Consider the following 14,647-nt stretch of genomic DNA (forward strand, 5'->3'; position numbering starts at 1 on the left):
TCAGCGGCGCAGCAGCTCGCCCAGCGGAACCCCCGCCAATTCCCGTACGTCACGGGCCAGATGGGCCTGGTCGGCATAGCCCGCACGAGCAGCCGTGTCCGCCTGTGGCAGCCCGCTCCGGGCCAGCGCCAGGGCCCGCTGCAGACGCAGGACCCGGGCCAGGGTCTTCGGCCCGTACCCGAACGCCACCAGTGACCGCCGGTGCAGCTGGCGCTCGCTCCATCCGAGCTCCTCGGCGGTGGAGGCGACGGAGCGGCCCTCCGACAGGGCGGCCACCACGGCCCGCAGCCGCGGATCGGGCGGCCCGGCCTCGCGCGCGCGGCCCAGAGCCATCGCTTCCAGTGCCACCGACGGGTCCGCCGCCGCGTCGACCCGCTCCGTCAGCCGCCGCACTTGCGCCCCGCTCCACAGATCGGCGAGGTCGACGCGCCGGTCGCGCAGTTCATGGGCGGGTGCGCCGAGGTAGGAGGGCGCGGTTCCGGGGAAGAACCGGACGCCCGCGTACCGCCTCGGACCGCCGGTCGGGTCACCCCGGTACGCGCGGGTGTCGGGGCCCGCGACGAACAGCCGGCCCTCGGTCCACAGCAGGTCCATGCACCCGTCGGGCAGCACCGGAGCGGCGTCGCCCGGCACGGCGGTACGGGTCCACACGAGGGCACCGGCCAGCCGCGACGCCCGTTCCCTGTACGGCGTCGGCGAGATCTCCACGTACGGCTCGGCCACAGGCAGAACGCTACGCCGCCCTCGTCCGGTGCTCCTGCGGACTGACCCCGTACACCCGCTTGAAGGCGCTGGACAGGGCGAAAGCGCTGCCGTAGCCGACCTGGCGGGCGATCGCCTCCAGGGTGTCCCCGGTGTCGCGCAGCCGGTCCGCGGCGAGGGCGAGACGCCAGCCGGTCAGATACGTCATCGGGGGTTCGCCGACGAGTTCGCTGAAGCGGCGGGCGAGCGCGGCCCGTGAGACACCGGCCTTCGCGGCGAGGGACGCGACCGTCCAGGGGTGCGCCGGGTCGTCCTGCAGGAGTCGCAGGACGCGGCCGACGACGGGATCGGCGAGCGCCTCGTACCAGGCGGGCGCCTCGGCCTCCGGGCGGGAGAACCAGGCCCTGAGCGCGGCGATGACCAGCAGGTCGAGCAGCCGGTCGAGGACCACCTCCTGGCCGGGCTCGTCGCGCACGATCTCCTCGGTGAGCAGCGGTGTCAGCGGGCACTGCCACACGTCGGAGGTGAGCGTCAGCACCGGCGGCAGGGCGTCCAGCAGCCGCCCGCCGACCTCGCCCTGCGCCGGGTACGTCCCGATCAGCATCACCATGGAGCCGTCGAGCCGCTCGCCCCAGGTGCGCACGCCGAGATCCATCGAACCCTGCATCGAACGCCCGTCCGGATACATGCATTCCTGGCCGGGCAGGATGACCGCGATCGGCGGGGTCGCGGGGTCGTCGGCGCAGGTGTACGGATCGGGGCCGCGCGCGATGGCGAGGTCACCGGCTCGCAGCCGCACCGGCGCGCCCGAGTCGGGCGTGATCCAGGACTCGCCGCGGATCATGAGCATGACGGTGAGCGGGGCGTGGTCCTCGATGCGGATCGACCAGGGCGGTTCGAAGCACGCCCGGATCATGAAGGCCCCCCGCGCGCGTGGACCCTCCAGAAGGCCTGAGAGTACGTCCATGACCTCAGAGTAGACGCGCGCTTATGGGAACGAGAGGTTCCAGGATGTTCCCTTGCGGCGCGCGGCCGTTGACTGGACCCATGACGCAGAACACGCGGAACGAGACGGTGTTGGTGACGGGGGCCTCGGGCAGGACGGGGCGTCAGGTGGCTGAGGCGGCGAGGGCCGCGGGACTCGGCGTGCGGGCCGCTTCACGCAGCGGCGACGTGCGCTTCGACTGGTACGACCCCTCGACGTGGGACGAGGCGCTGCGCGGCGCCGACGCGGCGTATCTGGCCTACACGCCGGACATCGGCGCGCCGGGGGCGGCCGAGAACATCGCCGCCTTCGCCCGGCGGGCCCAGGATCTCGGCGTACGCCGCCTGGTGCTGTTGTCGGCGCGCGGGGAGCGCCAGGCGGAGCCGACCGAGCGGGCCCTGCGCGAGTCGGGGGCCGAGTGGACCGTCGTGCAGGCCGACTGGTTCTTCCAGAACTTCAGCGAGGGCCTGCTGCTGGAGGGTGTGCGCGGCGGCGAGTTCGTGTTCCCGGCGGGCGAGGTGCCGGTGCCGTTCATCGACGCGCGCGACCTCGCGGAGGTCGTGGTGAAGGCGCTGACCGACTCCTCGTACGTGGGGCGAACCCTGGAGATCACGGGGGCGCGGCTGCTGACCTTCCGCGAGGCCATGGCGGAGATCTCCGCCGCGGCGGGCCGGGAGATCCGGTACACGCCGGTGTCCACGAAGGAGTACGGCGCCGCCCTGGCCGGGTTCGGGCTGCCCGCCGAGGAGGTGGCGTTCATGGAGGAGGTCTTCGACGGACTGCTCGACGGCCACAACGCGCGGACCACGGACGTGGTGCGCCAGGTCCTCGGCCGCGCGCCCCGTGACTTCGCGGACTTCGCGCGGGAGCACGCCGCGGCCGGCGTGTGGAAGGTCTGACGCGCGGCGGCGTACTGCCGGGAAGTTCCCGACACCCTCGTCACGGTGACCGCGGCGGGGGTGTCCCGTGTCCGCGACGACGTTCCGTGAACGTGTGCCGCGCGCCGTGCGCCGCGTTCCATGCGCCGTGCCGTGTGCCGCGTTCCGTCAGCCAGCGCGACGGCCGCGCCGGCACCCGGGCTCGAGCGCCCCGTCACTGCGGCGGGGGCGTCTCGTCGCCGTTCTTCGGAGTGGTCTTGGCGTGGGTCCGCAGCCGGGAGGACACGTCCTCCGGGGGCAGGAAGCGGGACCAGCGCTCCGGGAACTCGGAGGGCATGTCCGGGTCGTCGGGGTCGTCCTCGGCGTGGGCGGCCCGGGCCGCGGCGGCGCGGGCCACGAGGTCGGCGGCCTGCTCGGCGCGCAGCCGCTCGTTGACGGCACGGGCGGCGGCGGTGGCGGCGGCCGGCCAGACACGGTCGATCGCGGCATTGACGGCGGCGCCCACAAGGACGGCGAAGGCCGAGACGCCGATCCACAGGAGTACGGCGACGGGCGCCGCCAGCGAGCCGTAGATCGTGGGGCCCTCCACGGTGTTCGTCAGATAGATGCGCAGCAGGAAGCTGCCCAGCACCCACATGCCGAGCGCCATGAGGGCACCGGGCACGTCCTCGATCCACGGCGAGCGCACCGGCACGGACACGTGGTACAGCGTCGTCAGGAAGACGACGGACAGCACGATGACGACGGGCCAGTACAGCACCTGTACGACGGTCGTCGACCACGGCACGATGTTCACCACCGCGTCGGGGCCCGCGACCATCAGCGGCAGCGCGACGGAGCCGATCAGCAGCGCCGCGATGAACAGCAGGAAGGCCACCAGCCGGGTCTTGACGATGCCCCGCACCCCGTCGAGGCCGTACATCACGGTGATGGTGTCGATGAAGACGTTCACCGCGCGCGATCCCGACCACAGGGCGAACAGGAAGCCCAGTGAGATGACGTCGGGGCGGCCGCCCTCCATCACGTCGTGGAGGACGGGCTCGGCGATCTGCGTGACGCCCTTGTCGGTCAGGATCGTGCGGGACGCCTCCAGGAGGTTGGTCTCCACGCTGACGATGGTGTCGGTGCCGGTCCAGTCGTCGACGTAGACCAGCAGGCCGAGCATGCTGAGCAGCAGCGGTGGCACGGACAGCAGCGTGAAGAACGCCGCCTCCGCCGCGAGTCCGAGGATCCGGTACTCGATGCACGAGTTCACGGTGTCCTTGATCAGCAGCCAGGCGGTCCTGCGCTTGGAGACGTTCCGGTAGAGGGCACGGGCCCGGTGGAGACGGCCGGACGTCCTCTGAGGGGGTTCACTTGTTGCTGGCTGCACGTCCTAAAGGTATCCGCCAGGCGCGGGTGCACTCATCCCCCGGTGCCCCGGCCGGGGCGGACGTGCCCACGGGCCGCACGACACCCCTCACGTTCCGGCGTGTTCGCCCTCCGGTTCCGTCACACGACGGAAAAGCAGCGGCAACCCGACATTAATCGTAAAGAGAAATCGAACCCTTTTTCTGTCATGCCCTCGTTGGCCGAATCATGGGTGTTCCAGAAGCGGAAGAGGTGACGGCACATACACCGCCCATAAAGTGAGTTCCCCGGTGATACGGACGGATGACTCGCTTCGGTATGAGGGCCGACAAGGCGCCAAACAGCGATAAGCAGCCATTGACCGAAACGCCCTTGACCCGTTCATGAGCACACCGAAACAATTCGGATTGCATTACGCTGAGCGCCGCGAGAAGGGCTCGGTGGCACCACGACACGGGGGACTCAGAAGGCCCTGAACAGGGCCCAACACAGCCGCGTAACCCGTGATCCGCGTGGGAACCACGCGGATCATGCCGTGCTGCACTGCACCATTCGACGCGGCCACTTCACTCACTCCGGAAACAACTTCTTCTCGTATCTCTCCTCTCGCACATGGGCACCATTCTCTCTTCCGGCACCGACTTTCCTCAGGGCACGCCGGAACCACTCTGGTCATCCACGCATCGCGTGTCCCTATTTCGGCTGCGCCTTGAAACTGCGAGCGCATTTTCTTCGTATTCCCCACCGGAGCTTCGAACACTCCGAACAGTCCGCATGCACGGCAATCGTCGCAAGGAGATCAAGTGGTGGGAAATTCCGGCGAGGTCACGACAGCCGCTCCGGCCGGCGCCCCGGCCGCCCGCGCCCCGGTGAACAGCACCGAACACGTCCTCGCCGAGGTGCTCGCCGGCGTCGTCCGGGTCGACGAAGTGCCGGTCGACAGCCATTTCTTCGACGACCTCGGGGCCAATTCCCTGGTGATGGCGCACTTCTGCGCCCGGGTCAGGAAGCGGCCCGACCTGCCGCCGGTGTCGATGCGGGACGTCTACGGCCATCCGACGATCCGCGGCCTGGCGGCGGCGCTCGCCGAGGTCCCGGCCCAGATCCCCGGCACCGCGCCCGAACCGGCCGCGCCTCCCGTGCGGGCCGGCACCGCACGGTACGTCCTGTGCGGGGCACTCCAGTTCCTGGTCTTCGCGGCGTACTGCCTGCTCTCCGGACTCGTCTCCGTGCGGGGGTACGAGTGGGTCTCCGGCGCGGACGGTCTCCTGGACGTCTACCTGCGGTCGGCCGGCTTCGGCGGCGCCCTCTTCGTCGGTCTGTGCACCGTGCCGGTCGTGGCCAAGTGGGTGCTCGTCGGCCGGTGGACCGCCACCGAGTTCCCGGTCTGGAGCCTGACGTACCTGCGCTTCTGGACCGTCAAGGCACTGCTGCGCGCCAATCCGATGGTCCTGTTCGTCGGCAATCCGCTCTACGTCCTCTACCTGCGGGCTCTGGGCGCGCGCATCGGCAAGGGCGTCACGATCCTGTCGCCGTCCGTCCCGGTCTGCACGGACCTGTTCACCGTCGGCGCGGGCACGGTGATCCGCAAGGACTCCCACTTCCTGTGCTACCAGGCACACGCGGGGCGGATACGCACCGGCCCGGTCACCCTCGGCCGGGACGTGTTCGTCGGCGAGAAGACGGTCCTCGACATCGGCACGTCCATGGGCGACGGATCGCAGCTCGGCCACTCGTCCGCGCTGTACGACGGCGCGGCGGTGCCCGCCGGGCAGCGGTGGCACGGCTCCCCGGCCCAGCGCACGGACGTGGACCACGTACGGGTGCCCGCGGCGGAGTGCGGCACCGCGCGCCGGGTGGGCTACGGCCTGGCCACCGTGCTCCAGACGCTCTTCGTCGGCGTACCGCTCCTCATCGGGGGCACGTACATGCTGCTGACGCTGGCGCCCGCACTGGACGTGCTGCTCGACCGGGACGCCCGGCACGTGACGACGGGACGGTTCTACGTCGAGGCGCTCGGCCTGTCGCTCGCGCTGTTCGTGGGTTTCATCCTGGTGGGCTTCGCCACCGTGACGGTGCTGCCGAGGCTGCTCGGCCTGGTCGTCCGGCCGGACCGGGTCTATCCGCTCTACGGCCTCCACTACTCGGCGCAGCGTGCCGTGGCGCGCCTGACCAACGCCAAGTTCTTCCTGTGGCTGTGCGGGGACAGCTCGTACGTCGTCCACTATCTGCGGGCCATCGGGTACGACCTCTCGCACGTCGAGCAGACCGGCTCGAACTTCGGTACGGCGGTGGCGCACGAGACGCCGTACCTGTCCTCCGTGGGCCGCGGCACGATGGTCGCCGACGGACTGTCGATCATGAACGCCGAGTTCTCCGGTACGTCGTTCCGCGTCTCCCGCACCGCGATCGGGCCGCACAACTTCCTCGGCAACCACATCGCCTATCCGGCGGGGGGCCGCACGGGCGAGAACTGCCTGCTCGCCACGAAGGTCATGGTTCCGCTGGACGGCGAGATCCGTGAAGGGGTCGGCCTGCTGGGCTCACCGCCTTTCGAGATCCCGAGGACGGTCGAGCGCGACACCCGCTTCGACCACCTCCGCGAGGGCGACGAACTGCGCCGGCGCCTCGGCGCGAAGAACCGGCACAACCTCCGCACGGTCGCCCTGTTCCTGTTCATCCGGTGGCTGGACTGGTTCGCGCTCACGGTGCTCGGCTTCGCCGCCTTCGACCTGTACGGGGAGCACGGCACCGTCGGCGGCCTGCTGATCGGCGCGTCCATGATGGCCGGCCTGCTGTTCACCACCGGCTACTACGTGCTGGTGGAGCGGCTGCTGTGCCGGTTCCGGCCCCTGGAGCCCCGGCTGCACTCCATCTACGACCCGCTCTTCTGGCATCAGGAGCGGCTGTGGAAGATCCCCGACCGGCACATCAGCGTCTACAACGGCACCCCGTTCAAGAACCTGGTCTGGCGCCTGCTCGGGGTCCGTATCGGCCGCAGGGTCTTCGACGACGGCTGTTCCATCACGGAGCGCACGCTCACCGCCGTCGGGAGCGACGCCACGCTCGGCGCGCACTCCAAGGTGCAGGCGCACTCCCAGGAGGACGGCACCTTCAAGTCCGACCACATCGAGATCGGCGACGGCGTCACGCTCGGCGTCGGCGCGCTCGTCCACTACGGCGCGTCGGTGGGGGACGCCGCCGTGCTCGCCGCCGACTCCTTCCTGATGAAGGGAGAGGAGGTACCGCCGGGGGCGCACTGGGGCGGAAATCCGGCGGTCGCGCTGCGGCGCGGCTGACGGACGCACAGCACACACGAAGCACAGGGGGGAACAACAATGGACACGATCCCGAGGTGGACGCTCGCTCCGGAACCGGGCACAGCGGAGTACGAAGTACCGCTGCCCGACGGCCTGGTGACGGAGCCGCCCGCGCTCCTGGCCGCACACGCCAAGGTCCTCGCGGCCCTGTCCGGTGAACGCGAGGTCGTCACCGGTTACGTCGCCGCGAAGGGCGTACCGCCGCTGCTCCGCCGGCTGGCCGTCGGCCCCGGCCCGTGGCGCGACCTGCTGACCCGGGCGGACCTGGCGGCGCGGGAGGCCGCCGACCGGCCGGCCGGCGCCCCGCCCGAGCGGGAGGCGGGCGGCGGACCGGTCCCCTTCGCGGCCGTGCTCGATCCGTACGGCGGCGATGTCCCCGAGGACACCGTGCTGCACGTGCGCGTCGAGGACCACACCCTGCGTCTGCGCTACCGCACCGACGTCCTCGACGCCGACGCCGCCGCCCGGGTCGCCGGCTACCACCTCACCGCGCTCGCCCTGCTCACCGCCGACCCCGACGCCGAGCACGACCGGCAGAGTCTGCTGAGCGGCGACGAACTCCGGTTCCAGCTCGACGGGCTGGCCGGTCCGCACCGCGAGCTGCCGGACCGCCGGGTCCACGAGCTCTTCGAGGAGCGGGCCGCCGCCCACCCGGACGCCGTCGCCGCGGTCCAGGGAGACCGGCAGTGGACCTACCGGGAACTCAACTCGCGCGCCAACCGGCTCGGCCGGGCGCTGCTCGCCCGCGGACTGCGCCCCGAAGGGGTCGTCGCCGTGGTCATGGAACGCGACCTGGACTGGATGGCGGCCGTCCTCGCGGTCCTCAAGGCGGGCGGCGTCTATCTGCCGGTCGAGCCGCACTTCCCGGCCGACCGCATCAGGGCGACGCTGGAACGCGCCGACTGCGGACTCGTCCTGACCGAACACGGCAGCACCGCCACGCTGGACCGGTCCGGCACCGGCGCCCGCACGCTGCACGTCGACACCGCCTACGCGGAGGACCACCCCGACGACGACCTCGGGGTCCCCGTCGCGGCGGACCGCCTCGCCTACATCTACTTCACCTCCGGCTCCACCGGCGAGCCCAAGGGCGCGATGTGCGAGCACGCGGGCTTCCTCAACCACGTCCACGCCAAGCTCGACGACCTCGGCGTCGGCGAGGGGCAGGTGGTCGCGCAGACCGCGCCCCAGTGCTTCGACATCTCGCTGTGGCAGCTGGTCTGCGCGCTCCTGGTCGGCGGCCGGACCCTGCTGGTCGCACAGGAGGTGATCCTGGACGTCCCGCGGTTCGTGGACACGATCGCGGCGGGGCGGGTCAACGTGCTCCAGGTCGTCCCGTCCTATCTCGAAGCGGTCCTGGCCGAGTTGGAGCAGCGGCCGCGCGAACTGCCGGACCTGCACTGTGTGTCGGTCACCGGGGAGGCGGTGAAGAAGGAACTCGTACAGCGCTGGTTCGCGGCCGAGCCGGCGATCCGGCTGGTCAACGCGTACGGGCTGACGGAGACCTCCGACGACACCAACCACGAGGTCATGTCACGGGTGCCGGACCAGGACCGGGTGCCGCTCGGGCGGCCGGTCGCCAACGTGCGCGTGTACGTCGTCGACGAGGACCTGCGTCCCGTACCGCTCGGCGCGCCCGGCGAGATCGTCTTCTCCGGGGTCTGTGTCGGCCGGGGGTACGTCAACGACCCGGAGCGCACGAAGGCGGCGTTCACCGGCGACCCGTACCGGCCTGGCGAGCGGCTCTATCGCAGCGGGGACCACGGGCGGTGGCTGCCCGACGGCAAGCTGGAGTTCCTCGGCCGCCGGGACAGCCAGGTGAAGATCCGCGGCTTCCGCATCGAGATCGGCGAGATCGAGAACGCCCTGCTTCGGGTGCCCGGGGTCCGGGACGGCGCCGTGGTGGTCGTGGGGGGCACACGGCTGGTGGCGTTCTGCACGGGGCCGGAGCCGCTCGGATCCGGGGCCGTGCGGGAGCGGCTGGCCGCGTCGCTGCCCGCGTACATGGTCCCCTCGGCCGTCCACTGGCGCGAGGGCCTGCCGCTGACCGCCAACGGCAAGACCGACCGCAAGGCCTTGACCGTGCTCGCCGAGGAGACCGGCGCCGCCGGGGGCGGCTCCCCCGCCGAGGACCGCCCGCACGCTCCCGCCACGGCGAACGAGCGGCGCATGGCGGCCGCCTGGGCCGAGGTGCTGGGCATCCCCCGGGACCGGCTCGGCCCCCGGGACCACTTCTTCGACCGCGGCGGCACCTCGCTCGCGGCGGTGAAGCTGGCGGTCGCCCTGGACCGGGCGATCACCCTCAAGGACGTCACCCGCCACCCGGTCCTCGCGGACTTGGCGGCGCTGCTCGACGGCCCGGGCCGGGAGCCCTCCTGAGCCGGGCCGCGGGCCGGGTCGAGGACCCGGCCCGGCAGCGGACCGAAGACCACACACGCACCCCCGCACGGCCTGAACACGGCAAGACCGAGAGGAACCACACGATGACGTTCTCATCCGCGACGCTGCTGCGCGACGTCGACCTGCGTCCCGAAAGCCCTCCGATCCTGCGCACCGACGCGGCGGGGGACACGGCGGGCTGGGCGGCCGGACATCGCGACGCGCTGCGCGCCGTGGTCGCCGAGCACGGCTGCGTCCTGGTCCGCGGGCTCGGCCTGCGCGACCCGGACACGACCGCGGCCGTCTTCCGGCGGCTGGCCACCGGCCTGATGCCCGACCTGGAGTCCTTCGCGCCCCGGCGCACGTACGCGGACGGGGTGTACTCCTCCTCCAAGTGGCCGCCGAACCAGCAGATGTGCATGCATCACGAGCTGAGCTACGCGCTGGAGTTCCCCGGACTCATGCTGTTCGCGTGCCTCGACGCGCCGGCCGGCGGCGGAGCCACCGCGCTCGCCGACGCGCACGCCGTGCTCGACGCGCTGCCCGCCCGGCTCACGGAACGGTTCGCGCGGGAGGGGTGGCTGCTGACCCGGACGTACAACGACGAGATAGGGGCGACACTCACCGAGGCCTTCGGCACCGAGGACCGCGCCGCCGTCGAGCGCTACTGCCGTACCCGCGCGATCGACTTCGCCTGGCAGGGCGACGGCTCCCTGCGCACCCGGCAGCGCCGCGGCGCGGTGGTCCGCCATCCCGTCACGGGACGGCCCTGCTGGTTCAACCAGATCGCCTTCCTCAACGAGTGGACGATGGACCCCGAGGTGCGGGAGTACCTGGTGGACGTCTACGGCCCGGACGGACTGCCCTTCAACACCCGCTACGGCAACGGCGATCCGATCGGCGAGGACGTCGTCCGGCTGATCAACGAGGTGTACGAGGCCCACACCGTGCGCGCGCCGTGGCACTCCGGTGACCTGATGCTCGTCGACAACATCCGCACCGCGCACGGCAGGGAGCCCTTCGAGGGCCCGCGCGAGGTGCTCGCCGCACTGGCCGACCCGGTCCGGCTGACCGACTGCACCGCGACGACCGAAGCGAGGACCGCATGACCACCGACGCGACGGCACAGCCCACCGGGGCACCCGGGGCGCTCACGGCTCCCCCGTTCTCCGTCATCTCCGGCACCCAGGTCCAACAGGCCCTGGAGGGGCGGGAGTCCGAGATCGTGGACCTCGTGGAGGCCGTGTACCGGCTGCACGGAGCGGGCGACTCGGTGAACCCGCCCTCGTACTTCCTGCGCTTCCCGGACCGCCCGTCGTCCCGCATCATCGCGCTGCCCGCCTCGATCGGCGGGCAGGTGGGGGTGGACGGCCTGAAATGGGTCTCCAGCTTCCCCGGGAACACGGCGAGCGGCCTGCCGCGCGCCTCGGCCGTGCTGATCCTCAACGACCACGACACGGGCTATCCGTTCGCCTGCCTGGAGAGCTCGATCATCAGCGCCACCCGGACGGCCGCCTCCGCGGCCCTCGCCGCCGACCGGCTCAGCCGCGGCCGCGGCCGGCCGGTGCGCGTCGGGTTCGTCGGTACGGGTCTGATCGCCCGCTACATCCACACCCATCTGGCCGCCACCGGCTGGTCGTTCGAGGAGACCGGGGTGTACGACCTGCACCCGGACAGCGCGGCCGGCTTCCGCGGCTATCTGGAACGGTCGGGCGCCAAGGGCCGGATCACCGTGCACGACGGTGCCGAGTCGCTGGTCCGCTCCAGTGACCTGCTGGTCTTCGCCACCGTCGCGGGCGAACCGCACCTCCACGACCCCGGCTGGTTCGCCCACGCCCCGCTGGTGCTGCACGTGTCGCTGCGCGACCTGGCGCCCGGGATCCTGCTCGACTCGGCCAACTTCGTGGACGACGTCGAGCACTGCCTGAAGGCGGAGACCTCACCGCACCTGGCCGAACGCCTCACCGGCGGGCGGGACTTCATCGACGGCACGCTGGACGACGTGCTGGCCGGGCGGGTGAGCGTCCCGGCGGACCGGACGGTGGTCTTCTCGCCCTTCGGCCTCGGGGTCCTGGACCTCGCGGTCGGCAAGTTCGTCCACGACGAGGTGGCCCGGCGGGGCGAGCCGCACGTCATCGACGGTTTCTTCCACGAGCTACGCCGGTACGGCTGACCGGCGGGCGCCGTGCCGCACGGGAAGCGGCACGGCGCCGCATGAAAGAGGGGGGACATCATGCCCGTCATTTCCGATCCTTCGGAGTTCAACGAGGACGAGCTCTACGTCGACCTGCGGGCGACGCTGGGGCTGCCGCTCTTCCTGAAGTGCGAGGGGTTCAATTTCGCGGGATCGATCAAGATGAAGGCGGCGACCGAGATGGTGGACGCCGCCGAGCGCGACGGCGTCCTGCGGCCGGGTTCGGTCCTGGTCGAGTCGTCGTCCGGGAACCTCGGCGTGGCGCTGAGCGTGATCGCCGCGAGCCGCGGCTACGGGTTCCTGTGCGTGACCGACGCGCGCTGCAATCCGGCGACCCGGAGAATGATGGAGGCACTGGGCAGCCTGGTCCACGTGGTGGGCGAACCCGCCCTGCACGGCGGCCTCCTGGGCGCCCGGATCGCGTACGTGCGCGCGGTGTGCGCCTCGGACGACCGGTACGTCTGGCTCAACCAGTACGCCAACGAGGGCAACTGGCGGGCGCACTACCGCACCACGGCACCGGCCATCGCCCGCCGCTTCCCGCACCTGGACGTGCTGTTCGTCGGGGCCGGCACGACCGGCACCCTGATGGGCTGCGCACGCTGGTTCTGGCAGTGGCGGCGCCGGGTGCGGATCGTCGCGGTGGACAGCGTCGGCTCGGTGACCTTCGGCGGGCCCCCGAGCCCCCGGAAGATCCCCGGCCTGGGCATGGGCATCCGGCCGCCGCTGCTCGACGCGTCGTACGTGGACGACGTGGTGCACGTGGAGGAGCCGGACACCGTGCGCGTCTGCCGCCGGCTGGCCGCCCGGGGATTCCTGTTCGGCGGCTCCACCGGCACGGTGGTGAGCGGGGCGTCCACCTGGATGGCCCGGCACGGGCGCCGGGACCTCACGTCGGTGGCGATCGCCCCCGACCTCGGCGAGCGCTACCTCGACACCGTGCACAGCCCGGGCTGGACGGCGGGCGTCCGCGGCGAGGACACGCTCGGCTCCGACACGCTGGCCGCGCTCTCGCGCCCGGCCTGACCAGGGGGCGGGCCCTGGCGTACGGGAGGTGCCGCGGGAGTTTGGTGACGATCGCCGCGCCGCGGGTAGGTTCGCTGACATGGCAGCCAGCACCCACACCGTGACCAACCAGGCTCCGCCGCTGGTCTCGTACGACCTCTTCAGTGCCGACCGGGCCCTCGTGGAGGCGGTCGACCGGCATCTCGACGCCCCGCTGCTCGACGAGGCCCGCGACGAGCTGTCGGCGCTCGGGCGGACCTCCGGATCCGCGCAGGTCCAGAAGTGGGGGGAGCTGGCCAACGAGAATCCGCCGAGGCTGCGCACCCACGACCGCTACGGGGAGCGCCTCGACGAGGTCGAGTTCCATCCGTCGTGGCACCGGCTCCTCGGCAAGGGCGTGTCGGCCGGTCTGACGGCGGCGTGGACGCGGCCCGGCGGGCATGTGCGGCGCGCGGCCGGCTTCGTGGTCTGGAGCCAGGTCGAGGCGGGCAACGGCTGCCCGCTGTCGATGACGCACGCGGCGGTGCCCGCGCTGCGCGCCGACCCGGCGCTCGCCGCCGAGTGGGAGCCCCGGCTGACGTCCCTGGTCTACGACCCGGACCCGCGGCCGGCCGCCCGGAAGGCCGGGGTGCTCTTCGGGATGGCCATGACGGAGAAGCAGGGCGGCAGCGACGTCCGCGCGAACACGACGGCGGCGCGGCCGCTGGCTCAGGACGGGACGTACGAGCTGACGGGCCACAAGTGGTTCTGCTCGGCGCCGATGTCGGACGGTTTCCTGGTGCTGGCGCAGGCTCCGGGCGGTCCGACGTGTTTCCTGGTGCCGCGGATCCTGGAGGACGGCACACGCAACGTGTTCCTGATCCAGCGGCTCAAGGACAAGCTGGGCAACCGGTCGAACGCGTCGGCCGAGGTCGAGTTCGACGGGACCTGGGCGCGCCGGGTGGGCGACGAGGGGCGGGGGGTGCGCACCATCATCGGGATGGTGGCGGCGACCCGGCTGGACTGTGTGTTCGGCTCGGCGGGGCTGATGCGTCAGGCCGTCGCGCAGGCCGTGCACCACTGCACGTACCGCGAGGCGTTCGGCGGCAGGCTGGTCGACAAGCCGCTGATGAGGAACGTGCTGGCGGACCTGGCCCTGGAGTCCGAGGCGGCGACGACGCTCGCGCTGCGTCTGGCCGCCGCGTACGACGACGGCGGCGAGCAGGAGCGGGCGTTCCTGCGGCTCGCGGTGCCGGCGGCGAAGTACTGGGTGACCAAGCGGTGCACCCCGGTGGCGGCGGAGGCCCTGGAGTGCCTGGGCGGCAACGGGTACGTGGAGGAGTCCGGCATGCCGCGGCTGCTGCGCGAGTCGCCGCTCAACTCCGTGTGGGAGGGCGCGGGCAACATCCAGGCCCTCGACGTGCTGCGGGCTCTCCAGCGGGAGCCGGAGGCGCTGAACGCGTATCTCCAGGAGGTCGGCCGGGCCCGCGGCGCCGATCACCGCCTGGACGGCGCGATCAAGAACCTGCTGACCGAACTGGCCGATCTGGGCGGCGTCGAGGGGCGCGCCCGGCGGCTGGTCGAGCGGATCGCCGTGGTGCTGCAGGGTTCGCTGCTGGTCCGCTTCGCGCCGCCCGAGGTCGCCGACGCGTTCTGTGCGTCGCGCCTCGGCGGGGACTGGGGGTCGTCGCTGGGGACGCTGCCGCACACGCTCGACCTGGCCGCGATCGTGGAGCGGGCACGCCCCGTCTCCTGACCGCCCGTCCCACCCGTGAGCGGTGCCGTCAACAGGCGTACGGCACGGGGGTGGTGCTGCGCCGACACGGCACCACCCCCGGTGCCCGGCCCCGTTGAG

At 72.0% G+C, this 14,647-nt stretch carries 10 protein-coding genes; 7 read left to right on the forward strand and 3 right to left on the reverse strand.

The features are described from left to right. Together O1Q96_RS34005 and O1Q96_RS34010 are read right to left on the reverse strand one after the other, a co-directional pair. Entirely contained in the window at window positions 1-723 is a 723-nt protein-coding gene (locus O1Q96_RS34005) for a helix-turn-helix transcriptional regulator (protein WP_269251805.1), read from the reverse strand. 10 nt (window positions 724-733) lie between these two features. Then, entirely contained in the window at window positions 734-1,669 is a 936-nt protein-coding gene (locus tag O1Q96_RS34010) for an AraC family transcriptional regulator (protein WP_269251806.1), read from the reverse strand. An 80-nt stretch (window positions 1,670-1,749) separates the two neighbouring features. Here O1Q96_RS34010 and O1Q96_RS34015 point away from each other — a divergent pair, with 80 nt between their 5' ends. Next, the gene (locus tag O1Q96_RS34015; RefSeq protein ID WP_269251807.1) at window positions 1,750-2,586 is read left to right on the forward strand and encodes an NmrA family NAD(P)-binding protein; all 837 of its coding nucleotides are present in this window, start codon (window positions 1,750-1,752) and stop codon (window positions 2,584-2,586) included. 193 nt (window positions 2,587-2,779) lie between these two features. On the opposite strand, the gene O1Q96_RS34020 is transcribed toward O1Q96_RS34015, so the two are convergent. After that, window positions 2,780-3,937 carry a YihY/virulence factor BrkB family protein gene (locus tag O1Q96_RS34020; RefSeq protein WP_269251808.1) on the reverse strand — a complete coding sequence of 386 codons (1,158 nt, stop codon included), beginning with the start codon at window positions 3,935-3,937 and terminating at the stop codon, window positions 2,780-2,782. Window positions 3,938-4,718: 781 nt separating this feature from the next. On the opposite strand from O1Q96_RS34020, the gene O1Q96_RS34025 reads away from it, so the two are divergent. The 6 genes from O1Q96_RS34025 (at window position 4,719) to O1Q96_RS34050 (ending at window position 14,548) form a co-directional block, all read left to right on the forward strand. Then, entirely contained in the window at window positions 4,719-7,214 is a 2,496-nt protein-coding gene (locus O1Q96_RS34025; protein WP_419586996.1) for a Pls/PosA family non-ribosomal peptide synthetase, read from the forward strand. 39 nt (window positions 7,215-7,253) lie between these two features. Continuing rightward, window positions 7,254-9,614 carry an amino acid adenylation domain-containing protein gene (locus O1Q96_RS34030; RefSeq protein WP_269251809.1) on the forward strand — a complete coding sequence of 787 codons (2,361 nt, stop codon included), beginning with the start codon at window positions 7,254-7,256 and terminating at the stop codon, window positions 9,612-9,614. Between the two features lie 104 nt (window positions 9,615-9,718). After that, a complete protein-coding gene (locus O1Q96_RS34035; RefSeq protein WP_269251810.1) occupies window positions 9,719-10,723 on the forward strand; it encodes a TauD/TfdA family dioxygenase in 1,005 nt (334 codons plus the stop codon). Further along, a complete protein-coding gene (sbnB, locus tag O1Q96_RS34040; RefSeq protein ID WP_269251811.1) occupies window positions 10,720-11,787 on the forward strand; it encodes a 2,3-diaminopropionate biosynthesis protein SbnB in 1,068 nt (355 codons plus the stop codon). Before O1Q96_RS34035 ends, sbnB begins: the two co-directional genes overlap by 4 nt. A gap of 60 nt (window positions 11,788-11,847) precedes the next feature. Next, complete coding sequence (sbnA, locus tag O1Q96_RS34045) at window positions 11,848-12,834, forward strand: 2,3-diaminopropionate biosynthesis protein SbnA (protein WP_269251812.1); 987 nt, start codon at window positions 11,848-11,850, stop codon at window positions 12,832-12,834. 79 nt (window positions 12,835-12,913) lie between these two features. Next, window positions 12,914-14,548, forward strand: coding sequence for an acyl-CoA dehydrogenase family protein (locus O1Q96_RS34050; RefSeq protein WP_269251813.1), 1,635 nt, complete (start codon window positions 12,914-12,916; stop codon window positions 14,546-14,548). The last annotated feature ends 99 nt before the right edge of the window (window positions 14,549-14,647 follow it).

The sequence above is a fragment of the Streptomyces aurantiacus genome (assembly GCF_027107535.1).
In the GTDB taxonomy this organism is placed as follows: Bacteria; Actinomycetota; Actinomycetes; order Streptomycetales; family Streptomycetaceae; genus Streptomyces.

What these genes read in the sequence shown, in the direction of transcription:
- O1Q96_RS34050 (WP_269251813.1), top strand. Translation starts at nt 12,914, where the DNA reads ATGGCAGCCAGCACCCACACCGTGACCAACCAGGCTCCGCCGCTGGTC.
- O1Q96_RS34030 (WP_269251809.1), top strand. Translation starts at nt 7,254, where the DNA reads ATGGACACGATCCCGAGGTGGACGCTCGCTCCGGAACCGGGCACAGCG.
- sbnA (WP_269251812.1), top strand. Translation starts at nt 11,848, where the DNA reads ATGCCCGTCATTTCCGATCCTTCGGAGTTCAACGAGGACGAGCTCTAC.
- O1Q96_RS34015 (WP_269251807.1), top strand. Translation starts at nt 1,750, where the DNA reads ATGACGCAGAACACGCGGAACGAGACGGTGTTGGTGACGGGGGCCTCG.
- O1Q96_RS34010 (WP_269251806.1), bottom strand. Translation starts at nt 1,669, where the DNA reads ATGGACGTACTCTCAGGCCTTCTGGAGGGTCCACGCGCGCGGGGGGCC.
- O1Q96_RS34035 (WP_269251810.1), top strand. Translation starts at nt 9,719, where the DNA reads ATGACGTTCTCATCCGCGACGCTGCTGCGCGACGTCGACCTGCGTCCC.
- sbnB (WP_269251811.1), top strand. Translation starts at nt 10,720, where the DNA reads ATGACCACCGACGCGACGGCACAGCCCACCGGGGCACCCGGGGCGCTC.